Here is a 23,103-nt window from a genome sequence, read left to right as displayed (position 1 = left end):
GGATCGATTCGGACGATCCAGGGCCGCGTGGCGCGAAGACTGATCTATCCAGCATCTTAGCTGCGAACGGCGCGGCGCGGAATCAAGTCAACCCGGCGCGAGCCCGTTCAGCCTGCCTCATGTCCCATCGCTGCGGCGATGTCGAGCTTGGTGGGGCGATTTGCGCCATCTGTGACCTGGGGGCGACGCGCCTCGCACCGTCCCCGTCATTGCGAGCGACAGCGAAGCAATCCAGCCGGCACTGCCCAATCCGGACAAGGCGCGCCCTGGATTGCTTCGGCTCCGCCTCGCAATGACGGGGCGTGGGTCAGGAAGCGAGCGCGCTGCCCGCGAACAGCTCCCGCGCCGCCTCGACCTCGCTGGCGATGAAGGCGGCCACCGCCCGGATCGGCGCCGCCTGCCGGTGGTCCTCGTGGATGTGCATGTGGAAGGCGCGAGTCAGCGAGACCGCCTCCGGCAGCACGGCCTCCAACCCCGGATGGGCGGCGGCGATGAAGGCCGGCAGGATGCACAGGCCCGCCCCGGCCAGTGTCGCGTGGACCTGGGCCAGCAGGTTCGTGGAGCGCAGCCGCGCCGAAACCGCCGGCCCGAGGAACCCGAGATAGTTCAGCTCCCGCGTGTACAGCATGTCCTCGATGTAGCCGACGAAGGAATGCCCTTCGAGGTCGCCGGTTGCGTGGATCGGCGGGTGTTGCGCCAGGTAGCTCTCGGCGCCGTAGACGAAGAGCCGGTAATCGGTGAGCCGCCGCGCCACCACCCGCGCCTGCTGCGGCGGCGACAGGCTCACCACGATGTCGGCCTCGCGCTTCGACAGGCTGAAGATCCGGGCGGTGGCCATGATCTCGACCTCCAGACCCGGATGCCGGCTGGTCAGACGGTGCATCCGGGGCGCCAGGAAGACGCTGCCGAACCCGTCCGGCGCGCCGATCCGCACCGTGCCGGACACGGTGTGCGCGGCCTCTGCCGCCGCGCTCGCCGAGAGGAAGGCGCTTTCCATGCCCTCGGCGGCGGCCAGCAGATTCTCGCCGGCCTCGGTCAGCGCGTAGCCGACGTTGCTGCGGTGGAACAGCCGCGCGTCGAGCACCCCTTCGAGGGCGCGGATGCGCCGGCCGACCGTGGTGTGCTCCGTGCCTGTCTGGAGGGCGGCGGCGCTGAGCGTGCCCGTCCGCGCGACGGCCAGGAAGAAGCGCAGGTCGTCCCAGCTTCCCGCGATCTTCCGCGCGACCATGACCCGACCCGCCGCATGACAAACGCCGTGCATCGATGCACGACCGATGCGAGCCGGTCCAGCTTTATCGCTCAGCAGGGGCTGATACTGTTGCGGCAAAAGCCGATATGGCTCGAATCACAGGGAGATACGCCATGCACACCATCGGGCATTTCATCGGCGGCCGGACCGTCGGCGGCGAGAGCGGCCGCACGGCGGACGTGTTCCACCCGTCCACGGGCGAGGTTCAAGCCAAGGTCGCCCTCGCCAGCAAGGCGGAGATGCGCGCGGCGGTGGAGAACGCCAAGGCGGCCCAGCCGGCCTGGGCGGCGACCAACCCGCAGAAGCGCGCCCGCGTGATGATGCGCTTCCTAGAACTGATGCGCGGCTACAACCAGGAATTGGCCGAGCTGCTGGCCTCCGAGCACGGCAAGACGGTGCCGGACGCCAAGGGCGACATCCAGCGCGGCGTCGAGGTGGTGGAGTTCGCCTGCGGCATCCCGCACCTGCTGAAGGGCGAGTTCACCGAATCGGCCGGAACCGGCATCGACGTCTATTCCCTGCGCCAGCCGCTCGGCGTGGTCGCCGGCATCACGCCGTTCAACTTCCCGGCGATGATCCCCCTGTGGAAGTGCGCCCCGGCCATCGCCTGCGGCAACGCCTTCATCCTGAAGCCGTCCGAGCGCGACCCGAGCGTGCCGCTCCGCATCGCCGAGATCTTCCTGGAAGCCGGCCTGCCGCCGGGCATCCTGAACGTCGTGAACGGCGACAAGGAAGCCGTGGACGCCATCCTCGATGACGAGGACATTTCGGCGGTGGGCTTCGTCGGCTCGTCTTCCATCGCGGAATACATCTACGTCCGCGCCGCGCAGACGGGGAAGCGCGCCCAGTGCTTCGGCGGCGCCAAGAACCACATGATCGTCATGCCCGACGCCAACATGGACCAGGCGGTCGATGCGCTCATCGGCGCCGGCTACGGCTCGGCGGGCGAGCGCTGCATGGCGATCTCGGTGGCCGTGCCGGTGGGCGAAAAGACCGCCGACCGGCTGATGGAACGGCTGATCCCCCGCGTCGAGGCGCTGAAGATCGGCCCGTCCCATGACGAGGCGGCGGATTACGGCCCCCTCGTCACCCGCGACGCGGTGGAGAAGGTGCGCGGCTACATCGAGACGGGCGTGCGCGAGGGCGCGCAGCTCGCCGTCGATGGGCGCGGCTTCAAGCTCCAGGGCTACGAGAACGGCTTCTACCTCGGCGGCTCGCTGTTCGACCGCGTGACCCCGGACATGACGATCTACAAGGAAGAGATCTTCGGGCCGGTGCTCTCGGTGGTGCGGGCCAAGGATTACGAGGAGGCGCTCGCCCTGCCCTCCACGCACCAGTACGGCAACGGCGTCGCGATCTTCACCCAGGACGGCGATGCCGCCCGCGACTTCACCACCCGCGTGAACACCGGCATGGTCGGCGTGAACGTGCCGATCCCGGTTCCGATTGCCTACCACACCTTCGGCGGCTGGAAGCGCTCCGGCTTCGGCGACCTGAACCAGCACGGCCCGGACTCGATCCGCTTCTATACGAAGACCAAGACCATCACGCAGCGCTGGCCCTCCGGCATCAAGAGCGGCGCGGAGTTCTCGATTCCCACGATGCGGTAAAGGGCGGGCATCCCCTCTCCCCGCTCGCGGGGAGAGGGCTCCGGCGACCCTGTCGTCGCCGGAGCGAGGCGGCAGCCGGGGGTGAGGGGGTGGGCCGGACGAGATTCTTCCGGCAGCCCCCCTCACCCTCGCTTCGGCTTCGCCTGCGCTTCCCGCTGACACGACGGGGTGTCAGCGGGCCTCTCCCCGCTCGCGGGGAGAGGGGGAAACCCGCGCTGCGTTCCGGGACGGGGAGGAATCACCCATGCCATTCGGCCTCGACGAGGACCAGACCGCGATCCGCGACATGGCCGCCGCCTTTGCGGCCGACCACATCGCCCCCCACGCCCTCGCATGGGACGAGACCAAGACCTTCCCCGTCGGCACGCTCCGCGAGGCGGCCGGGCTCGGCATGGCGGGCATCTATGTCCGTGAGGAATCCGGCGGCACCGGGATGGGGCGGATCGAGGCGGCGCTGATCTTCGAGGCGCTGGCGATGGGTTGCCCGACGGTGGCGGCCTTCCTGTCGATCCACAACATGTGCGCCTGGATGGTCGACGCCTACGGCTCGGACGAACAGCGGGCCCGCTTCCTCCCCGGCCTCACGACGATGGACACCATCGCCAGCTACTGCCTCACCGAGCCGGGCTCCGGCTCCGACGCGGCGGCCTTGCGCACCCGCGCCGAGCGGGACGGCGACCATTACGTGCTCCACGGGGAGAAGCAGTTCATCTCCGGCGCCGGCGCCGCCGACCTCTACGTCTGCATGGTCCGCACCGGCGAGGCGGGGCCGAAGGGCATTTCCACCGTGCTGGTCGAGGGCGACACGCCCGGCCTCTCCTTCGGCGCCAACGAGCGCAAGATGGGCTGGAACGCGCAGCCCACCCGCGCCGTGCGCTTCGACGGCTGCCGCGTGCCCGTCGCCAACCGCCTCGGCGCCGAGGGCGAGGGGTTTCGTATCGCCATGAGCGGGCTCGACGGCGGCCGGATCAACATCGCCGCCTGCTCGCTGGGCGGCGCGCAATCGGCGCTCGACAAGGCGCTGGCTTATATGGGCGACCGCCGGGCCTTCGGCGCGAAGCTCACGGACTTTCAGGCGCTGCAATTCCGGCTCGCCGACATGCAGACGGCGCTGACCGTCTCGCGGACCTTCCTGCACCACGCCGCCCGGGCGCTCGACGCCAAGGCGCCCGAGGCGACGCAGCTCTGCGCCATGGCCAAGCGCCACGTCACCGACGCCGCCTTCGAGGTGGCGAACCAGGCGCTGCAACTGCACGGCGGCTACGGCTACCTCGCGGAGTACGGGATCGAGAAGATCGTCCGCGACCTGCGGGTGCATCAGATCCTGGAAGGCACGAACGAGATCATGCGGGTGATCGTCGCCCGCGCCCTGATCGGGGGCCGTTGATGGACGCGGTGATCGTCGAGACCGCAGGCAGCCTGGGGCGCCTCCGCCTCAACCGGCCGAAGGCGCTGAACGCCCTCAACCATGAGATGGTCGGGCTGATCGACCGGGCGCTGGACCGGTTTGCCGCCGACAAGGCCGTGACGGCGGTGCTGCTGACCGGCGAGGGCGAGCGCGGGCTCTGCGCGGGGGGCGACCTGCGCTCCCTCTACGAGAACGAGACGGCCGCCGCCGAGCCGTTCTGGCGGGACGAGTACCGCCTCGATTCGCGGATCAGCCGCTACGAGAAGCCGTTCGTGGCCGTGATGGACGGCATCACCATGGGCGGCGGCGTCGGGCTCTCGGGCCACGCCGCGCACCGGATCGTCACCGAGCGCTCCCGCATCGCCATGCCGGAGACGGGCATCGGCTACCTGCCGGATGTCGGCGGGACGTGGCTCCTGCCGCGCGCGCCCGGCGAACTCGGCACCTATCTCGGCCTGACCGGCGCGCAGATCGGCGCCCCGGACGCCATCCTGTGCGGCATGGCCGATGCGTTCGTCCCCTCCACGTCGCTGCCGGACGTGATCGCGGCGCTTGGCTCGGGCGAGGCGGTGGGGGCCGTCCTCGCCCGCCTCGCGAAAGACCCCGGCCCGGCGCCGCTCGCCGCCCACCGGGACGTGATCGACCGTTGCTTCGCCTTCGATATGGTGGACGAGATCCTTGCCGCCCTCGACGCGGATGGGTCGGATTTCGCGGCCGAGACGAAGGCGGTGCTCCTCACCAAGGCGCCGTCGAGCCTCGTGCTGACGCTGTGCCTGCTGCGGCTGGGCCGGGCGGCGCCGAACCTCGAGGCCTGCCTGGAGCGCGAATTCCACGCCTCGCTGGCCCTGCTGGAGGAAGGCGATTTCCGCGAGGGCATCCGCGCGGCGGTGATCGACAAGGACAAGTCGCCCCGCTGGAACCCGCCGCGCCTCGATCAGGTCGATCCCGCCCGGATCGCGCGATGGCTGGAAATGCGGGCCGCGCCGGTCTTCGCGAAGGACCGCACTGGGCCGGTGTGAGGTCGGCATCCCCTCGCCCCGCTTGCGGGGAGAGGGCTGAGCCCCCCTTGCCGGGGGCGAAGCGAGGCGGCAGCCGAGGGTGAGGGGGCGCGCCGAAAGGGGCTAGCCCGGTGATCCCCCCTCACCGCCGCTCCGGCTTCGCCTTCGCTTCCCGCCGACACGACGCGGTGTCGGCGGGCCTCTCCCCGCAGGCGGGGAGAGGGGAAGAACCGAGAGAAGAACGGGAGGACATCAGCATGGCACGCACGATCGGCTTCATCGGGCTCGGCAATATGGGCGGGCCGATGGCCGCCAACCTCGTGAAGGCCGGGCATACCGTGCGCGGCTTCGACCTCGTGCCCGCCTCCCTCGACCTCGCCCGCGAGGCCGGCGTCGCGGTGGTGGGGTCGGCGCTTGAGGCGGCCGAGGGCGCCGAGGTGGTGATCACCATGCTCCCCGCCGGCCGGCACGTCATCGAGGTCTGGACGCAGATCGCCGAGGCCGTCCCGGCCGGCACGTTGCTGATCGATTCCTCCACCGTCGACGTCGAGAGCGCCCGCAAGGCCCACACCCTGGCGCAAGCGCGGGGCTGCCTCTCCGTCGATGCGCCGGTTTCCGGCGGGACGGGCGGGGCCAAGGCCGGCACGCTCACCTTCATGGCCGGCGGCGACGAGGCCGCCTTCGCCGGGGCCGAGCCCCTGCTGAAGGCCATGGGCAAGAACGTGTTCCATTGCGGGCAGGCCGGCGCCGGGCAGGCGGCCAAGATCTGCAACAACATGATCCTCGGCATCTCGATGATCGGCGTCTGCGAGGCCTTCGCGCTGGGCGAAAAGCTCGGCCTGTCGCACGAGGCGCTCTACGACGTCGCCTCGGTCTCCTCCGGCCAGTGCTGGTCGCTGACGAGCTACTGCCCGGTGCCGGGCCCCGTGCCGGCCTCCCCCGCCAACAACGGCTACAAGCCGGGCTTCGCCGCCGCCCTGATGCTGAAGGACTTGCGCCTCGCCCAGGCCGCCGCCCTGGCGGCGGGCGCCGCGACGCCATTGGGCGCCGAGGCCGCGCAGATCTACGGGTTGTTCGACGGCCTCGGCCACGGGGGTGAGGACTTTTCCGCCATCATCCGTATGCTTCGCGGCGACGCAGGAGAGGCGTGATGTCCTACGAAACGATTCTCACCGAGACCCGGGGGCGGGTGCTCCTCATCACCCTCAACCGGCCGAAGGCGCTGAACGCGATCAACGCGCAGCTCACCGCCGAGGTGATCGCCGCCGCCTCCGCCGCCGATGCCGACCCGGACATCGGCTGCATCGTCCTCACCGGCTCGGAGCGGGCCTTCGCGGCCGGCGCCGACATCAAGGAGATGCAGCACCTCACCTACGCCGAGGTCTACGGCAAGGACCGCTTCTCCGACTGGGACCGCTTCAACGCCGTGCGCACGCCGATCATCGCGGCGGTGGCAGGCTATGCGCTGGGCGGCGGCTGCGAATTGGCGATGATGTGCGACTTCATCCTCGCCGCCGACAATGCCCAGTTCGGCCAGCCGGAAATCAAGCTCGGCGTGATGCCCGGCATGGGCGGCAGCCAGCGCCTTGCCCGCTACGTCGGCAAGGCCAAGGCGATGGAGATGTGCCTCACCGGCCGGATGATGGACGCCGCCGAGGCCGAGCGCTGCGGCCTCGTCTCGCGGATCGTGCCTGCCGCCGACCTCGTGGAGGAGGCGGTGAAGACCGGGCAGACCATCGCGGGCATGTCGAAGCCCAGCGCGATGATGACCAAGGAGGCGGTGAACCGCGCCTACGAGACCACCCTCACCGAGGGCCTGCGCTTCGAGCGGCGGGTGTTCCACGCCATGTTCGCCACGGACGATCAGAAGGAGGGCATGGCCGCCTTCGTCGAGAAGCGTCCGGCGACGTTTTCGCATCGGTAAGGGGCATTCCCGGCCTCGGCCTCGGAGGCTGGCCGCACAGCCGGATTCATCCCATCCTTCACCTCATCCTGAGGTGCCCGCCTCGGCGGGCCTCGAAGGAGGGCTCCAGGGATCGCGGAGCCGTCTGGAGCCCTCCTTCGAGGCGGCTGACGCCGCACCTCAGGATGAGGGAACGGGTGGGAAAAAGCAGACTGTCCGGCCGAGCCAGCGAGACGAGGGTCGGATCGGGGTATGCGAGACCAATAAGAAGGGGGAGGACACCATGCCGAGCTTCCGGGAGGCCCGCGATCTGCTGCTGGCCCATCGCACAGATTACGCCGCTGCCGTCGCGCAGTTCGCGTGGCCGGAGCCGGTGCCGTTCAACTGGGCGCTCGACTGGTTCGATGCCGGGCTCGCCGCCGAGTATCCCGACCGGCCGGCGCTGCGCATCGTGGAGGCCGCGACGGGGGCCGAACAATCGCTCACCTTCGCCGAACTGAGCCGCCGCTCGAACCAGGTGGCGAACCACCTCGCCGGCCTCGGCCTCAAGCGGGGCGACCACCTGCTCCTGCTGCTCGGCAACGTGCCGGCCCTGTGGGAGACGTTCCTGGCCGCGATGAAGCTCGGCGTGGTGGTGATCCCCGCCACCACCCTGCTCACCGCCGAGGAACTGGCCGACCGGCTGGAGCGTGGCCGGGCCAAGGCCATCGTCGCCGGGCCGGAGCAATTGCCGCGCTTCGCCACGCTCGACACCGCCGATGTGATTCGCATCGTCACCGGACCGGCGACGGAGGGCTGGCGCGCCTATGACGCGGCGTTCGCGGAATCCGCACGCTTTTCGCCCGACCGGCCGACCGGGGCGGACGACCCGCTGATCCTCTATTTCACCTCCGGCACCACGGCGAAGCCGAAGCTGGTGCGCCACAGCCACCGCTCGTATCCGGTGGGCGCCCTCTCGACCATGTACTGGCTCGGGCTCCAGCCCGGCGACCAGCATTGCAACGTCTCCTCCCCCGGCTGGGCCAAGCACGCGTGGTCGTCGTTCTTCGCCCCCTGGAACGCGGGAGCGACGATCCTCGTGATCAACCAGGCGCCGTTCAACGCGCGCATCCTGCTGGACCAATTGGAGAAGACCGGGGCCACCACCCTCTGCGCGCCGCCGACAGTCTGGCGCATGGTGATCCAGGAAACGCTCGACGGCCGCGACCTCCGCCTGCGCGAGGTCTGCGCGGCGGGCGAGCCCCTGAACCCGGAGGTGATCGAGCGGGTGAAAGCGGCCTGGGGCCTCACCATCCGCGACGGCTACGGCCAGACCGAGACCACGGCGCTGATGGCCAACACCCCCGGCCAGCCGGTGGTGCCCGGCGCCCTGGGTCGGCCGCTTCCCGGCTACCGGGTCCGGGTGCTCGATGCCGACGACGAGCCGGCGAGCGAGGGCGAAGTCTGCCTCGAACTCGGCGCCCACCGCCCCGCCGGGCTGATGCAGGGCTACGATGACGGGCGCGGGCGCCTGACCGGGGCCGAGGGCGAGGTCTACCGCACGGGCGACGTCGCCTTCGTGGACGCGCAGGGCTGCTACACCTTCGTCGGCCGGGCGGACGACGTGTTCAAATCCTCCGGCTACCGGATCAGCCCGTTCGAATTGGAGAGCGTGCTGATCGAACACCCCCTCGTCGCCGAGGCGGCGGTGGTGCCGGTGCCCGACCCCCTGCGCTACACGATCCCCAAGGCCTATGTGCTGCTCACCGCCGCGGCCAAGGCCGGGCCGGAGGCGGCGCTCGACATCTTCCGCTTCACCAATGCCAAGCTCGCGAGCTTCAAGCGCCTGCGCGCCCTGGAATTCGTGGACGAGTTGCCGAAGACCATTTCCGGCAAGATCCGCCGGGTGCAATTGCGCCGGCTGGAGCACGACGGTGTCACCGACGACCCATACCGGGGCACCGCCTTCACGCAAGCGGATTTCCCCGAGCTGAAGGGCGAGGCCGAGAAGAAGCCCGACCAGACGGCGGGGTGAGGGACGCAACCCTCCCCTCGCCGTCTTTGCGAGCGTCAGCGAAGCAATCCAGGGATCCGCTCCGTCTTTTAAGGTCCCGCTGCCCTGAATTGCTTCGCTGCGCTCGCAAAGACGTGTCGAGGCGCGGCAGAAGCCCTCAAGGTTACTGCTTGCTTGCTGCAATCCGAAGCATTTAGCGGAACCGGCGAGGGTCGCATCGACCTTGCCCCGCGCCTGCCGTCGCCCGGCGGCCGATGCGTAAAATTGTCGGTATTCGCTTCAGCGCGAAAGAGGTGGACCGATTGCAATCCTAGGTCTGTAGAGGCATGGGATTGCACGCGATGCGCGCGGGATTTCTCACAGCGGTGCGGGGAGTGGTGGTCGCCGCGCTGGCGCTCGCGGGGATGGCCACGGCGGCCCAGGCGCAGGTCCTGGCCAGCCTGCCGACCGAGCCGGGCCTCGTCCCAAAGGCCGAGGCGCGGCCGATCGCGGCCTGGGTGACGTTCTGCGAGACCTACGCGGACGAATGCGCCGTGGACCGCAACGAGCCGGCGCGGATCGCCCTGACCCCCGCCATCTGGACCAGCATCGTCACCATCAACCGCCGCATCAACAAGGCGGTCGAGCCGATGACCGACATGGAGCACCTGCACGTCGCCGACCACTGGGACCTCGCGGAGGACGGGTATGGCGATTGCGAGGATTACCAGCTGCTGAAGCGCCGCCTGCTCGCCCTGTCCGGGCTGCCGCGCCGGGCGATGCGGATGACGGTGGTGATCGACGAAAAGGGCGAGGGCCACGCCGTGCTGACCCTGCTGACCGACCGGGGCGACCTGATCCTCGACAACAAGACCGACACGGTCCTGCCGTGGAATCGCACCGGCTACGTGTTCATCAAGCGCGAGAGCCAGGACGCGTTGGCCTGGGTGTCGCTGGGCGGTGCCACCTCGCCGGTGACCACCGCCAACCGCTGATCAGGCCGCGCGCGGCAGGTCCGAGCGGGCGAGCCCGGCGACGTAGGCCTCGACCCGGCCGATGAAGGCGGCGAGATGCGGCGCGATTCCCCGCAGCGAGGCGAGGTCGCGGGACAGGATGTCGAGCGACAGGGCACGGTCGCCGGCCGAGGGCGAGCCTTCGAGATAGGCGTTCACCGCGTGCTCCGCGATGCCGAGGGCGCCGACCCGTCCATCCTCGGCGAGGGCGCGGATGACCTGCTGGATGGCGGGCTGCATGGAGATGTCCTCGGATCCCTGGCGCCACGGTGCCGTTCCGTGGCCGCATTCTTGCGAAGATGGTCGATGGCGCACCGCAACCGGCCGTTGAGTGCAGCGCATTTCAAGCCGGCAAAGGGTGAGAAAAGCAAGAGCGTGAAAGGGTTACCGGGGCGTTCGCAGGACCGGTATGCCGTAAGCGCATGAGCAGGGGCCGAGTCCTGCGCGCAAAAATGTGATTCCCCATGGAACCTCGGCGGCACCCAGCGCATTAACTCGCGTTCATTTTCTGGTTGTGTGTGCAACCGCAGCGTGCAAGCCTCCCCTCATCACGCGACGCGGGATGAGCATGGGCGAGGGAGCGGCGGTTCCGGGCTTTCCCTTCGGCGATTGGACCGCCGGCCGATGGCGCGCCGGCTTCCTGCTCCGCCGGGTCCGCCAGGGCACGAGCCTCGCCATCACGGGGCTGATCCTCACCCTCGGCAGCGCCACGACCCACGCCCATCGCGGCGTGGACCTCCCCGACAGTGCGATCGAGGTCGGCGGCGGTCCGACGCGGAGCATCGCCGGCTGGGCGGATTTCTGCCGCCGGATGCCCGACGAATGCAGCATCGACCCGACGCAGCCGAAGGTGATTCCCCTGACGCTCGCCGTGTGGCGGACCCTGCGCAGCGTCAACGCGCGGGTGAACGCCCGCATCAAGCCGATGACCGACCAGGCCCATTGGGGCATCACCGACCGCTGGGATTTCCCGGATGACGGGTTCGGTGACTGCGAGGATTATCAGCTGCTGAAGCGGCGGATGCTCGCCGAGCGCGGCCTGCCCCGGCGGGCGCTGCTGATGACGGTGGTGATCGACGAGATCAACGAAGGCCACGCCGTGCTGACCGTCCGCACCGACCGGGGCGACTTCATCCTCGACAACAAGACCGACGAAATCCGCCCGTGGAAGAGCGTGCCCTACGCCTTCATCAAGCGGGCGGGCCAGGAGAGCGCGGCCTGGGTGTCGCTGGAGGAGGATGCCGGCGGGGGACGGGCGGAGGGCGCGCGGGTCGCGACGGCCGAGCCGTAGGGCTCACACCCCGACGATCATCGCCGCGAGGTCGAGGGCGACGCGGCCCGAGACGAGGCCCCAGCCGCAGGCGATCATCGTCGCCAGCATCACGAAGGGGAAGGGTCGTCCCTCGATGCGGCGCCCACGCACGGTGTTGCGCAGGATGATGAACGGCGCCGAGAAGGCCAGGAGCGGCAGGGCCGCCACCGCCAGGAGGCCGCCCCGCTCCAGCAGGTTGAAGCTCGCCCGCCGCGCGGCGAACAGTTCGAAGGCACTGGCGATCAGCCCCGACAGGGCGAGGCCGATGCACAGGGTGCGGAGGGATTCGACGGCGGCGGGGCTGAGGGTCATGGCACGCGGTCCCGGAATGGCCCGCGCAATCTGACCCATCGTTTACCGAACGTTAAGCAGAGAGTTTACTTAGCGTTAACCGGTGCACAGGCGGCTCAGACGTCTTCGAGGTCGATGTCGAGGATCGCCATGCGGAACACGAAGGAATCGTCGCCGTCCTCCTTGTCGTCCGCGACCACGCCGATCGACTCCTCGCCGATGAACACTTCGGCCGTGTCGCCGGTCTTCATGGCCTGGATGCGAATGTTGGTGTTCGCGAAGGTGCGGCGCATGTAGGCTTGCAGCTTCGCGATCTCGGATTTGGTCACGCTGTCTGTTCTCCGCTGGCGGCGTGGAGCGAGGCGCAGCGATTGCCACGCCCGATGCCCCACCGCAAGCGTGGCCGCAGGGCCGGCTAGAGCAGCGACGGATCATGGTGAGGCGGCCCCCACCCTCTCACCTCATCCTGAGGTGCCCGCGTCAGCGGGCCTCGAAGGAGGGCTCCAGGGATCGCGCAGCAGGCTGGAGGCCTCCTTCGAGGCGGCTTCGCCGCACCTCAGGATGAGGGGAAGAACTGGAGAAGGCCGACTGAACCGACTCGTTCGGGTGCGGGTCTAGATCCCCTCGCCCACATGGATGAAGGCGTCGAGGGCGACGAGCTGGTCCATCGCCCGGGCCGGGTCGTCGCAGCCCGCCGTGCCGACGACGCGGGCGGGCACGCCCACTACGGTCGTGTTCGCGGGCACGGGCCGCAGCACCACGGAGCCGGCGGCGACGCGGGCGCAGGCGCCGACCTCGATGTTGCCGAGGATCTTGGCGCCGGCCCCGATCATCACGCCCCGGCGGATCTTCGGATGGCGGTCGCCCCGCTGCTTGCCGGTGCCGCCGAGCGTCACCGCGTGCAGGATCGACACGTCGTCCTCAATCACCGCCGTGGAGCCGACCACGAGGCCGGTGGCATGGTCCAGGAACACGCCCCGGCCGATCCGCGCGGCGGGGTGGATGTCGCACTGGAACACCTCCGAGACCCGGCTCTGGAGGTAGAGGGCGAGGTCGCGCCGCCCCCGCGTCCACACATGGTGGGCGAGGCGGTGGGCCTGCAGGGCGTGGAAGCCCTTGAAGTACAGCACCGGCTCCAGGGCCCGCAGGGTCGCCGGGTCGCGGTCGATCACCGCCCCGATATCCGCACGGAAGGCGGCCCCGATGGAGGGGTCCGCCTGGATCGCCTCGTGGAAGGCGTGGGCGATCAGCTCTGCCGGCAGGGACGGGTGCCCGAGCCGGGCGGCGACCCGGTGCGCGACGGCTCCCTCCAGGGTCGGATGGTTGAGGATCGTCGCCACCATCAGGGAGGCGAGCTGCGGCTCGGTGCGTAGCACCTCCTCGGCCTCGTCCCGCACCCGCGACCAGACGGGATCGCAGACGGCGAGGTCCGTCTTGGTGAAGGCTGGACTTGCGCTCATGCTCCGCGCCCGTGCTGAATGGTCTCTCGGTGAATCCGGGTTTCGAAAGGGCGAGCCCTTTCGCGGGTGCAGGGCAGCGCCGTGCAGCGCACTACCCTGGCTCCCCGCCTACAGCGTGGTGCCCCACCCCGCCCGGATCAAGACCGGAACCCCCTCAGGGCTGGTCCGCGCCGGGCGCCTGTCACCCGGCGCGGACGAGGCCGAACCGGGTCTCGATGGCGGCCGTCAGCCGGTCGAGCATCACCGGCACGGGGATGTCCGACGTATCGACCTGGGCGGCGGCCCGGGCGTAGAGCGGCTCGCGGCTCGCCAGCACGGCCCGCAATTCCTGCATCGCGGAGGCGTGGTCGCCGGTGGTCGGCAGGTGTCCCTGCTCGCGCACGCGGTTCATGTGCTCCTCCGGCCGGGCGCGCAGCCAGACCGTGTAGAACGCCTGCAGCAGCAGATCGTAGGTCAGCGGCTCGGCGACGATGCCGCCGCTGGTCGCGAGGATGAGCGGGCCGGGATGCTCGGTGAGCCGCCGCAGGGCGGCCTGCTCCAGGCGGCGGTAGCCCTCCTGGCCGTAGATCGCGAAGATTTCCTGCACCGACAGGGCGTTCTCACGCTCGATCTCGGCGTTCAGCTCCACGAAGGTCCAGCCCAGGCGTTCCGCCGCGAGCTTGCCCAGCGTCGACTTGCCCGCGCCGCGCAGGCCGATCAGCGCCACCCGCGCCGCGCCGGAGGCCTCGTTGCGGTTGCCGCCGGACAGGATGTCCTTGGCCGCCGCGATCCGGCTCGGATCCGCCTGCGAGAGGAGATCGCGGATGAGGGGCCAATCGGGGCTGCTGTCGTCCCCGGTGATCAGGTCGTCGAGGCGCACGCCCATGGCGTTGGCGACCCGCCGCAGCAGGATGATGGAGACGTTGCCCTGCCCGCCTTCGAGCTGGGCGATGTAGCGCTCGGACAGGCCCGAGAGCTGGGACAGCACTTTTCGCGAGAGGCCCCGGACCGTGCGCGCATGGCGCACCCGGCGGCCGAGATCCGCGAGGAAGAGTGTCTCCTGTTCGATCACGCCGGCCATGGCGCCGTTCGCTTTCCTGCCGTTTTGGGACGCCGTTCCGCCCAGACGCCTGCGGCAGCCAAGCCTCCCGACAGGGATGGGCAGGGCCGACACGGACGATCCGTGCGAAACCAGCGTACCCTACCCCGATGAATTCGATATTGACGCCGTCGCCTCTCACGGGCGCATGGGCACCTGTCCGGCGCCGACCGCAGCGTCAGGCCTATGTGTTGCGGAACGACCCGATGGTCAAGCCTCGGGACCGATGCCGTGTGGGCAACGGGGTGTGCTTCTATTGCGATGGCAGGGCCGCCGCCTCCTGCAGCACGGGCGCTGCGGTGGCGGGACGCGGCGCGGCGGCGAGCGCCAGGAGCTTCGGCGACGGGCGCCGGGGCGGCAGCGGCACGGCGATGGCTTCCGCCACGGCGGCGGTGGCGGTCGCGGCAGGGGTTTCGGCCTGGGCGGCGGGCGACAGGCGAAGCTCGGTGAGGGCAGCGGGCGTCGCGGCGGCGACCTGCGCCGCGCCGCCGAAATCGTCCGGCCGCCGGGGCGGCAGGGGCACGTCCACCGTGGCGGTGGCAGTGGCGGGCGCGGCGCCCTGGGCCGGGGAGGAGGGATCGGTGGTCAGGCTCGCGAACTGCACCTGTGCGCCCCCGGCCAGGGCGGCGGGCCGGCGCGGCGGCAGCGGCACCTCCACCGCCTCGACCGGCGGCGGCTCGGCGGCGGCATAGGCCAGGGCGGCGTTCGCCTGGGCGGCCTCGGCCGGAGCGCGGCCGGTGAAGAGGCTCGCCAGGGCGCTGGCCGAGGCGGCCACGGGCGCCACGGTGGAAGCGACGACGGTCGGCACGCCCTGGCGCTTGGCGGCGTAATAATAGCCGCGGTTGTAGTACTGGTAGGCTTGGTGAATGTTGCCCTGCGCCGTGCGGTAGGCCCCCGCGAGGTAGGCCACGCCGTAGCGGAGGTTGGTCTCGGGGTCGTAGAGCCCCGCCGCGTCGCCGGTGTAGCCGAGCGCGCGGGCCGTGGCGTGCTTGATCTGCATGAGGCCCAGCGCGCTGCCGCCCTTGGCCTTGGGGTTGTAGTTGCTCTCGCGCTTGACGACGGCGTGCACGAAGCTCGCCGGCACTCCGTTGGCCTTGGCCTGCTGCTCGATCAACGCGTCGATGTTGTCGCGCGGCGTCTGTGCGAAGGCGGACGCTGGCGCGACCGCGATGGCGGCAGCGAGGAGAAGGCGGTGCATTCCGAGACCCGGTGCTGCTTGTTCTATGGTCAAGCTAGGTCACCGGGAAATGAGGCCGGAAAACGGCCCCGAGCCGGCGGAGTGGCGGCGGAAGGGGGACGCGGCCGGCGCTCTCCCGCCTTATGGCCCGGCCGCCGCCCCCTGTGCTCGCCCCGCCACAGGCACAGGCCCGGCCGGCATCAGTCTCCGGCCGCGACGCGGGCGACGATGCGGTCCGCGATGGCGTCGGGCGATTCGGCGATGCCGACGACGATGGCGTGCTCGTCGGGGCCGGGGGGTTCGAGCACGGCGAACTGGCTGTCCAGCAGGCCGGACGGCATGAAATGGCCGTGGCGCCCCGCGAGCCGGGCCGCGATCAGCGCTTTGTCGCCCTTCAGATAGACGATGCGCACCCGGCGGCTGCCGCCGGTGAGGACATCGCGGTAGGCCCGGCGCAGGGCCGAGCAGACGATGACGCCGGATTCGCCGGCCTCCAGCCGCTGGCGGATCCAGGCGGCGATCCGCGCGAGCCAGGGCGCGCGGTCCTCGTCGTCGAGGGCGATGCCCGCATGCATCTTCGCGACATGCTCCGGCGTGTGGAAACTGTCTCCGTCCACGAAGATCCAGCCCAGCCGCTCCGCCGCGAGGGCGGCGATGGTGCTCTTGCCCGAGCCCGACACTCCCATCACCACGAGAACCTGCCCGCCGTTCATGTGCTCACCGCCCGCGCCCCGAGGGCCGTCATTCTAGGGTGTGGATGCCGCGACCGCATCTCGCCTGCGCGCGGAACCACGACCCCTCCCCCGCGTTGGCCAGAACATTCCATGAACGAGACAGAGCAATGGCCAAGTCGACCGCGAAGGACTCCGCCCACTCGGAGAACCCGAAGACCGATCCCAAGGATGTCTCGAACCAGATCAAGGATCCGGATCAGTGGACAACCGGCGGCGAGCCGATGACCGGCGCGCAGGCCTCCTACCTGAAGACCCTGTCCGAGGAAGCCAAGGAGCCGGACGCCTTCGACGATTCCATCGATAAGGCCGAGGCCTCGAAGCGGATCGACTCCCTGCGGCAGAAGGCCGGGCATGCCTGATCGGCGATTGAAGGCGGCCGTGGGGGATCGCGTTAAGCCTGCGGCAATTCGCGGCCGCTATAGCTGAGGCCCGCTCCCGTCGCCGATCGATCGGAGGACGGGAGCCTGACGGTTTCGGAACGATGAGCGAGCGGACAGCGAGCGCGACCCAATCCTCCCTCCTCGGCCGCTTCCTGTGCGACGCGAGCGGGGCGACCGCCATCGAGTATGGGATGATTGGCGGATTGATCTTCGCCGTCATCGCAGGATCCCTCAAGCTCTACGGCGCGAAGCTCGACACCGTCTATGTGCAGATCGGCAGCACCATCGCGCAGGCGAATTGACCGGGCCGGTCTGATTCATCCTCTGGGAAACCGTGGGTTGTGAGGATGAAACGGCCGCATGGGCCGTGCGACAGGCAGTGTGGCCAGCCCGCTACGGACTCGCCGCTGCCCATGGGGTAGGCACGATCCCGGCCAGACCCATGGACATCGTCCGGATGCGCATAACCCCGATCTTCCTACTCGCCACGCTGGCGGTGTCGGGCTGCACGCTCCTGCCGGCGGCGGGTCCGACGGCCGACGCGATCCAGGCGGGGGCCGAGGTGCCGGATGCCGGCGGCGGCCTGCTCGCCCGCTACGAGATCATCGACGTCACCCCCGCCGTCATCGAGGCCCTGCGCGGACGCCCGCTCGACAGCCTGCTCGCCTCCTTCGGCGATCACCGCCCCTCCGCCGAGCCCGTCATCGGCATCGGCGACATGGTCGCCGTCTCGATCTGGGAGGCTGGCTCCGGCGGCCTGTTCTCCGGCCCCCTCGTCGCCGACCGCTTCTCCGCCGGCTCCAAATCCGCCCTCATCCCCGAGCAGCCCGTCGGGCGCGACGGCGCCATCTCCGTCCCCTATGCCGGCCGCATCTCCGTCGCCGGCCGCCGCCCGCAGGACGTGCAGGCGCTCATCGAGAACGAACTCGCCGGCAAGGCCATCCAGCCGCAGGTGCTCGTCTCCGTCACCAAGCCGATCTCGCAGACCGTCACCGTGACCGGCGAGGCCGTGGCCGGCGCCCGCCTGCCGCTCACCGGCCACGGCGACCGCCTGCTCGACGTGCTCGCCGCCGCCGGCGGCGTGCGCTCGCCGGTGTCGGAGACCTTCGTGCGGCTGTCGCGCGGCCCCGTGACGGCCACGGTGCCGCTGACGACGGTGGTGTCGAACCCGAAGGAGAACATCTACCTGCGGCCCAACGACGTGCTGACCCTGGTGCGCGACCCGCAGACCTTCCTGGCGGTGGGCGCGCTGGGCAACTCCACCGAACTGCCGTTCCAGGCGGACGGGATCACCCTGGCGCAGGCGCTGGCCAAGGCGCGGGGCCTGTCGGACTTCCAGGCCGACCCGGCGGGCACGTTCATCTTCCGGTTCGAGCCGGCGGCGATCGTGCGGCGCCTGGCGCCGGGCTCGAAGCTGACGGGCACGCCGCTGGTGCCGGTGGTGTACCGGATCGACATGCGCGACCCCAACAGCCTGTTCACCGCGCAGGCGTTCCGGATGCGCAACCGCGATCTGGTCTACGTGTCGAACGCGCCGTTCACCGAGGTCCAGAAGGTGCTGGGCGTCCTGTCCACCGTCACGGGGCCTGTGGCCTCCGCCGCAGCCGTGTACAGCTATTCGAAGTAGCGGGGGGATACGGAAAAGAAATCGCGTTCCGGCATCACCTCGCGTATGGGCTGCGGCTCTGGGGCCGGAGGCCCCGTCCGTAGCCTGCGATGAGGGTGCTGAGCAGAGCCCGATGAAAGCCGGACGTGTCGTCCCCGCCCGCGGGCTCCTCGCCGCCGCGTTGCTCGTGTCCAGCCTGTGCCTCGCCCGGCCAGCCTGCGCCGACGTGACCGTCGGCGTCGCCGTGCCGCGCTCGGGTCCCTACGTCGCCGTGGGCGAGCAGGTGCTGCGCGGCGTCGAGGCGGCGGCCCGGGAGGCCAACGCCATGGGCGGGCTCGACGGGCAGCCGGTCGTCCTCGACGTGCAGGACGACGCCTGCGATTCGAATTCCGCGACGGCGGTGGCCAACCACTTCATCCGCTCGAACGTGCGGCTCGTGGTGGGCCATGTCTGCTCGAACGCCTCCATCGCCGCCTCGGACCTCTACGCGGCCAATGGCATCGTGATGATCACGGCGGCCTCCGTGGCGGCCAAGCTGACGGACCGGGGCCTGCCGACGATCTTCCGCGTATGCGGGCGCGACGACGACCAGGCCCGGCTCTCGGCGGCGGTGCTGGCCGAGCGGTTCCGCGACCGCAAGATCGCGCTGCTGCAGGACCAGAGCGCCCCCGCGCGGCTGCTCGCCGCCGCGACGAAGGACAACCTGAACCGGATCGGCGTCAACGAGGCGCTGTTCCTGTCCTTCCAGCCCTCCGAGAAGGACGACGAGGCCCTGGCCGACCGGCTCAAGGCGGCGGGGATCGAGGTGGTCTATTACGGGGGCGACGCCGCCGAGATGGGCCGGCTCGTCAAGATCGCCGCCGACCGGGGCTACCGGCCGCAATGGTTCGGCACCTCGGCCATCGCGACGCCGGACTTTGCCAAGGTGGCGGGGCCGGCGAGCAACGGCGTGCTGATGACCTTCTACCTCGATCCGAGCCGCCAGCCGGCCGCCGCTGGGGTGGTGAAGGCGTTCAAGGCGCAGGGCGTCGACCCGACCGGCTCGACGATCTACGGCTATGCCGCGATGCAGGCGCTGGTGGCGGCGGGCAACTTCGCCCACTCGACGGAGCCCCGTCCGATCACCCAGGCGCTGCACACCGAGCGGTTCGACCTCGTGCTCGGCACGGTGGGGTTCGATTCCAAGGGCGACGTGACCGCTCAGGGCTACGTCCTCTACGTCTGGAAGGACGGCAGCTTCACCCCCGCCGGCAAGTAACGGGTTCCCAAAGGGCAAGCCCTTTGGCGGGTGCAGGGCGGAGCCCTGCGGTCAGCGAAGCGCCGCCTCGACCTCCGCCCCCCGCCCGAGCCCGCGCAACAGATCCGCCAGATGCGGCCGCACCGTCAGTTGCAGCGCGTGCAGCCGCCGCACCGCCTCGCTGAGGTCCCCGCCCCGTCCCAGCGCCGTGTCGGCGAAGGCGATCATCCGCGCATTGGGCCAGGCGGGCTCGCGCAGGGCGTGCAGCCGCTCCACGAGCGCCCCGGCCTCCATGTCGGGCTGGCCCTGCGCGAACAGCATCAGCAGGGCCGCCGTCGAGCGCGACAGCCCGTAATGGCAATGGACGAGGACATGCGCGGCGTCGCCGCAATCCCGGCCGAAGGCGAGGATCGCCGCCACGTCCTCCCGCTCCGGGGGCACGAGGGTCGTGCCGTGCTTGTCCGTGCCGGGGCCGAGGCAATCGTGGAAGCGCAGGGTCGTCCGCCGATGCACGCCGTAGCCCTCGAAGGCGACGGGCTCCGGCGTGCCGGGATCGAGGAGCGAGAGCACATGGCTGACCCCAGCCTCGCCATGGCCCGACAATTCCTCGAGGCCGCAGACGGTGTGGAGGGTGAGGGCGGGGTTGGACATCGCTGATCTCGTCACGTCATGGCCGCGAATTTCGGCTGGTTCTACACGTCCGAACGGCGCCAAGCGCTCGACGTCGGCGCAAAGTTCCGGCCGGGGCTGAACCGTCCTGGCCGGTGATCCGTTTCGGGACGGGTGTCGGCCATGCTACCGACCCCGGCCGATTCCCTGTGGCCCCATCCCTGCGGCACGGACGACCAACCCCCGGACGAGATGCCTTCGGACGATACGCACGCCCCGGCCCGCCCCGCCTCCCCGGCCCGGCGGGGCCTCCTCTCGGCCGGTCTCGGCGCCGCGCTGGCCGCGCCGCTCGCGGCGCCCGCCCTGGCACAGGCCGCGCCGGACCTGCGCTGGCGGCTGTCCTCGGCCTATTCCAAGACCCTCGACATCCTGTTCGGCGCCCCCGAATCGCTCAGCCGGATCGTCGCCGAGGCGAGCGACGGGCGCTTCCAGATCCAGGTCCAGGGACCGGGCGAGCCGGTGCCCGCCGAGGGGCTGCTCGATGCGGTCGCCGCCGGCACGGTGGAGATGGGGCACGGCCCCGCCTCCCTCGCGGTCGGCAAGGACCCGACCTTCGCGCTCGCCACCGCCATTCCCTTCGGTCTCAACGCCCGCGGCCAGGCGGCGTGGTGGCAGGCCGGTGGCGCGGCCGAACTCTTCGCCGAGGTCTTCGCCAAGGCAGGCCTCGTCGGCCTGCCCGCCGGCAATACCGGTGCGCAGATGGGCGGCTGGTTCCGCAAGGAGATCAAGAGCCTCGCCGACCTGCAGGGCCTGAAGCTGCGCATCGGCGGCCTCGGCGGGCAGGTGCTGACGAAGTTCGGCGTGCAGCCGCAGGCCGTGCCCGGCCCCGACCTTTATGCCGCCCTCGAATCGAAGAAGCTCGACGCCGCCGAATGGATCGGCCCCTACGACGACGAGCGCCTCGGCCTCCAGAAGGTCGCCCCGGTCTACCACTACCCCGGCTTCTGGGAGGGTGGGGCGATGCTCCATGTCTGGATCAACGCCGAGAAGTGGAAGAGCCTGCCCAAGTCCTATCAGGCGATCCTGCGCGCGGCCTGCGCCCAGGTCGGCGCGGAGGTGCAGGCGAAGTACGACGCGCGCAACCCCCGCGCCCTGCGCCGCCTCGTGGCGGCCGGCGCGCAGCTTCGTCCCTTCCCGCAGGAGGTGATGGAGGCCGCGCTCAAGAACGCCAACGAGGTCTATGCCGAGATCGCCGCGAAGAACGCGGATTTCCGCCGGGTCTACGAAGCCCTGCGGGTGTTCCGCAACGAGGAATACCTGTGGTTTCAGGTGGCGGAATACACCTTCGACAACTTCATGATCCGCGCCCGCGCCCGGGGCTGAGCCGTCACAGACCGGTCATACGGCGGGCCTACGCCGCCTGAAACCTCAGCAGAGCGCCAGCCATGAGACACTTCTCCACCCTCGGGCTCGCGGCCCTGTGCCTGACCGTGTCCGTTCCGGCGCTGGCGCAGAGCCAAGCCAACCTCAGTGCCCTGCGCGGCCTCGCCCCCTTCGCCCGCCTGCCGCAGAGCCCGGCGGGCCAGGCCGCCCTCGCCGCGAACCTGAAGGTGACGGGCGACATCCAGAGCGGGGCCGCGAACCAGCCGATGCTGCTGCCGCTGCCCGAGCAGCGCCTGCTGGCCCTCAAGGATTGCTTCATCACCGACGGCAACGCGACGCAGCTCGCCGACGGCCTCGGCACGCGGATCGGCGAGGCCTATCAGGCCAAGGCGCGCTACGCCGACTACAAGACCTTCACCAGCGTCTCGCCCGCTTTGGCGAAGCTGATCGGCTACACCAACACCATCACCAAGTCCGATTCGAACGCCGGCAAGTACTTCTTCGCCAACGGCACCCGGGACGGGAAGACGCCCGTCTCCGAGGAGGCATCGGCGATCCTGGCGAAGGGGGGCGTGACGGACGCGTTCGGCCGCGCCTATGGCCGCCCCGCCGGCACGCCGGGCTCGGACGCCTCCGGCAATGCCCGGCCGGTGCAGACCCTGCCCGTCCTCACCGCCTACCGGGGCGAGGATTATTTCGGCCATCCGTCGCACAGCCTCGACTGGCTGCGGGGACCGAAGCAGGACCTCACCGACAGCCCCGCCTTCCCGAGCGGCCACACGACCTACGGCACCACGGAGTCGATGCTGCTCGCGATCCTCGTGCCGAGCCGCTACCGGCAGATGGTGGTCCGCGCCGCAGAGTACGGCAACGACCGGATCGTCGTCGGCGCCCATTACGCCATGGACGTGATCGGCGGCCGGGCGACCTCCCTGCACGCGCTGGCGCATCTGCTCGCCAACGATCCCGCCTATGTCGGCCAGATCCGCATGAACCCGGCCGTGCTCGATCCCGCTACCGCCGACACGGCCAAGACGGTCTCGCTCTCCGACTACCCGGCGGTGGTGAAGGCGGCCCGCGCCGAGATCGACGCCTTCGTGGCCGAGACCTGCGGCGCCGACACCGCCGCCTGCGCCGCGCAGGACCAGAGCCGGTTCAAGGACGAGGCCGCCAACGCCGCCTTCTACGCCTCGACCCAGACCTACGGCCTGCCGGTGGTCCACCCCGAGACGGCGGGCAAGACGGAGGACGTCGCGGCGCTCGCCCCTGAGGCCGGCCACCTGCTGACCGCCGCCTTCCCGGAGCTGTCGCTGGCCGAGGCGAACCGCATCCTCACAGAGACTCAGGGACCCGGCGGCGGCTTCCTCGACGACGGCTCGGAATTCGGCGTCTATTCCCGGCTGAACCTCTACGAGGCGGCAGGCCAGGCGGCCGCCCTCGCCGCAAGCCGGCGGAGCGGCGCGGCGCCCTCGCGCTGAGCACCCAAGAAAAAAGGCCACCCCCGAAGGAGCGGCCCGAAGTCTAGGGAGGAAACGCCCAAGGAGGGCAGCGAGAAAGCGACGCCATCGCTGTCTCGCAATGCAAAACTGAGTGCAAAGGCGCCGGATGACAAGGGCTTCTTGCACAAGTTCTTGCACCCGGACTGGCGCCGGCACTGATTTAGGTTGAGCCGTGCTGAAAATG

Annotated in this window: 23 protein-coding genes; 14 read left to right on the top strand and 9 right to left on the bottom strand. The window is 70.4% G+C overall.

The window, feature by feature from the left end; genetic code table 11:
* Positions 1 to 307 precede the first annotated feature (307 nt).
* Positions 308 to 1,228 carry a LysR family transcriptional regulator gene (locus ACS5Q7_RS15005; RefSeq protein WP_478340085.1) on the bottom strand — a complete coding sequence of 307 codons (921 nt, stop codon included), beginning with the start codon at positions 1,226 to 1,228 and terminating at the stop codon, positions 308 to 310.
* Between the two features lie 134 nt (positions 1,229 to 1,362).
* Between ACS5Q7_RS15005 and ACS5Q7_RS15000 the strand changes: the two genes are divergently transcribed.
* From ACS5Q7_RS15000 to ACS5Q7_RS14970, 7 genes are all read left to right on the top strand, one after another.
* Complete coding sequence (locus ACS5Q7_RS15000) at positions 1,363 to 2,859, top strand: CoA-acylating methylmalonate-semialdehyde dehydrogenase (RefSeq protein ID WP_478340084.1); 1,497 nt, start codon at positions 1,363 to 1,365, stop codon at positions 2,857 to 2,859.
* A 244-nt stretch (positions 2,860 to 3,103) separates the two neighbouring features.
* Complete coding sequence (locus ACS5Q7_RS14995; RefSeq protein WP_478340083.1) at positions 3,104 to 4,246, top strand: acyl-CoA dehydrogenase family protein; 1,143 nt, start codon at positions 3,104 to 3,106, stop codon at positions 4,244 to 4,246.
* A complete protein-coding gene (locus ACS5Q7_RS14990) occupies positions 4,246 to 5,286 on the top strand; it encodes an enoyl-CoA hydratase/isomerase family protein (RefSeq protein ID WP_478340082.1) in 1,041 nt (346 codons plus the stop codon). The genes ACS5Q7_RS14995 and ACS5Q7_RS14990 overlap by 1 nt, the downstream gene beginning before the upstream one ends.
* 236 nt (positions 5,287 to 5,522) lie before the next feature.
* Positions 5,523 to 6,416 (top strand): 3-hydroxyisobutyrate dehydrogenase, encoded by an 894-nt coding sequence (gene mmsB / locus ACS5Q7_RS14985; RefSeq protein WP_478340081.1) that lies wholly within the window; start codon positions 5,523 to 5,525, stop codon positions 6,414 to 6,416.
* Positions 6,416 to 7,189 carry an enoyl-CoA hydratase gene (locus ACS5Q7_RS14980; protein ID WP_478340080.1) on the top strand — a complete coding sequence of 258 codons (774 nt, stop codon included), beginning with the start codon at positions 6,416 to 6,418 and terminating at the stop codon, positions 7,187 to 7,189. The genes mmsB and ACS5Q7_RS14980 overlap by 1 nt, the downstream gene beginning before the upstream one ends.
* Positions 7,190 to 7,451: 262 nt before the next feature.
* A complete protein-coding gene (locus ACS5Q7_RS14975) occupies positions 7,452 to 9,182 on the top strand; it encodes an AMP-binding protein (RefSeq protein WP_478340079.1) in 1,731 nt (576 codons plus the stop codon).
* 320 nt (positions 9,183 to 9,502) lie between these two features.
* Positions 9,503 to 10,135: a transglutaminase-like cysteine peptidase gene (locus ACS5Q7_RS14970; RefSeq protein WP_478340078.1), complete on the top strand. Its 633-nt coding sequence runs from the start codon at positions 9,503 to 9,505 to the stop codon at positions 10,133 to 10,135.
* On the opposite strand, the gene ACS5Q7_RS14965 is transcribed toward ACS5Q7_RS14970, so the two are convergent.
* A complete protein-coding gene (locus ACS5Q7_RS14965) occupies positions 10,136 to 10,393 on the bottom strand; it encodes a hypothetical protein (protein WP_478340077.1) in 258 nt (85 codons plus the stop codon).
* Between the two features lie 328 nt (positions 10,394 to 10,721).
* On the opposite strand from ACS5Q7_RS14965, the gene ACS5Q7_RS14960 reads away from it, so the two are divergent.
* Entirely contained in the window at positions 10,722 to 11,444 is a 723-nt protein-coding gene (locus ACS5Q7_RS14960) for a transglutaminase-like cysteine peptidase (protein WP_478340076.1), read from the top strand.
* Between the two features lie 3 nt (positions 11,445 to 11,447).
* On the opposite strand, the gene ACS5Q7_RS14955 is transcribed toward ACS5Q7_RS14960, so the two are convergent.
* From ACS5Q7_RS14955 to ACS5Q7_RS14930, 6 genes are all read right to left on the bottom strand, one after another.
* On the bottom strand, positions 11,448 to 11,777 hold the full coding sequence (locus ACS5Q7_RS14955) for a DUF6949 family protein (RefSeq protein WP_478340075.1): 330 nt from the start codon (positions 11,775 to 11,777) through the stop codon (positions 11,448 to 11,450).
* Positions 11,778 to 11,872: 95 nt separating this feature from the next.
* Positions 11,873 to 12,085, bottom strand: a complete 213-nt coding sequence (locus ACS5Q7_RS14950) for a DUF3126 family protein (protein WP_243957216.1) — start codon at positions 12,083 to 12,085, stop codon at positions 11,873 to 11,875.
* Positions 12,086 to 12,370: 285 nt separating this feature from the next.
* On the bottom strand, positions 12,371 to 13,216 hold the full coding sequence (gene cysE / locus ACS5Q7_RS14945) for a serine O-acetyltransferase (RefSeq protein ID WP_478340074.1): 846 nt from the start codon (positions 13,214 to 13,216) through the stop codon (positions 12,371 to 12,373).
* A gap of 181 nt (positions 13,217 to 13,397) precedes the next feature.
* The gene (locus ACS5Q7_RS14940; protein WP_478340073.1) at positions 13,398 to 14,276 is read right to left on the bottom strand and encodes a helix-turn-helix transcriptional regulator; all 879 of its coding nucleotides are present in this window, start codon (positions 14,274 to 14,276) and stop codon (positions 13,398 to 13,400) included.
* 271 nt (positions 14,277 to 14,547) lie between these two features.
* On the bottom strand, positions 14,548 to 15,492 hold the full coding sequence (locus ACS5Q7_RS14935) for a lytic transglycosylase domain-containing protein (protein ID WP_478340072.1): 945 nt from the start codon (positions 15,490 to 15,492) through the stop codon (positions 14,548 to 14,550).
* A gap of 179 nt (positions 15,493 to 15,671) precedes the next feature.
* Positions 15,672 to 16,184 carry a gluconokinase gene (locus ACS5Q7_RS14930; RefSeq protein ID WP_478340071.1) on the bottom strand — a complete coding sequence of 171 codons (513 nt, stop codon included), beginning with the start codon at positions 16,182 to 16,184 and terminating at the stop codon, positions 15,672 to 15,674.
* 128 nt (positions 16,185 to 16,312) lie between these two features.
* On the opposite strand from ACS5Q7_RS14930, the gene ACS5Q7_RS14925 reads away from it, so the two are divergent.
* From ACS5Q7_RS14925 to ACS5Q7_RS14910, 4 genes are all read left to right on the top strand, one after another.
* Positions 16,313 to 16,564: a DUF3072 domain-containing protein gene (locus tag ACS5Q7_RS14925; protein ID WP_478340070.1), complete on the top strand. Its 252-nt coding sequence runs from the start codon at positions 16,313 to 16,315 to the stop codon at positions 16,562 to 16,564.
* A 122-nt stretch (positions 16,565 to 16,686) separates the two neighbouring features.
* Entirely contained in the window at positions 16,687 to 16,887 is a 201-nt protein-coding gene (locus tag ACS5Q7_RS14920) for a Flp family type IVb pilin (protein ID WP_478340069.1), read from the top strand.
* A 155-nt stretch (positions 16,888 to 17,042) separates the two neighbouring features.
* Positions 17,043 to 18,212, top strand: a complete 1,170-nt coding sequence (locus ACS5Q7_RS14915) for a polysaccharide biosynthesis/export family protein (RefSeq protein ID WP_478340068.1) — start codon at positions 17,043 to 17,045, stop codon at positions 18,210 to 18,212.
* Positions 18,213 to 18,324: 112 nt separating this feature from the next.
* On the top strand, positions 18,325 to 19,449 hold the full coding sequence (locus ACS5Q7_RS14910) for a branched-chain amino acid ABC transporter substrate-binding protein (RefSeq protein WP_478340067.1): 1,125 nt from the start codon (positions 18,325 to 18,327) through the stop codon (positions 19,447 to 19,449).
* Between the two features lie 51 nt (positions 19,450 to 19,500).
* Here the strand turns inward: ACS5Q7_RS14910 and ACS5Q7_RS14905 are convergent, their stop codons facing one another.
* Entirely contained in the window at positions 19,501 to 20,079 is a 579-nt protein-coding gene (locus tag ACS5Q7_RS14905; protein WP_478340066.1) for a tyrosine phosphatase family protein, read from the bottom strand.
* Between the two features lie 210 nt (positions 20,080 to 20,289).
* On the opposite strand from ACS5Q7_RS14905, the gene ACS5Q7_RS14900 reads away from it, so the two are divergent.
* Together ACS5Q7_RS14900 and ACS5Q7_RS14895 are read left to right on the top strand one after the other, a co-directional pair.
* Positions 20,290 to 21,420 carry a TRAP transporter substrate-binding protein gene (locus ACS5Q7_RS14900; RefSeq protein ID WP_478340147.1) on the top strand — a complete coding sequence of 377 codons (1,131 nt, stop codon included), beginning with the start codon at positions 20,290 to 20,292 and terminating at the stop codon, positions 21,418 to 21,420.
* 62 nt (positions 21,421 to 21,482) lie between these two features.
* Positions 21,483 to 22,898, top strand: a complete 1,416-nt coding sequence (locus ACS5Q7_RS14895) for a phosphatase PAP2 family protein (RefSeq protein ID WP_478340065.1) — start codon at positions 21,483 to 21,485, stop codon at positions 22,896 to 22,898.
* The last annotated feature ends 205 nt before the right edge of the window (positions 22,899 to 23,103 follow it).

The sequence above is a fragment of the Methylobacterium sp. Gmos3 genome, assembly GCF_056430985.1.
This window is presented reverse-complemented; position numbering and strand designations above follow the sequence as displayed.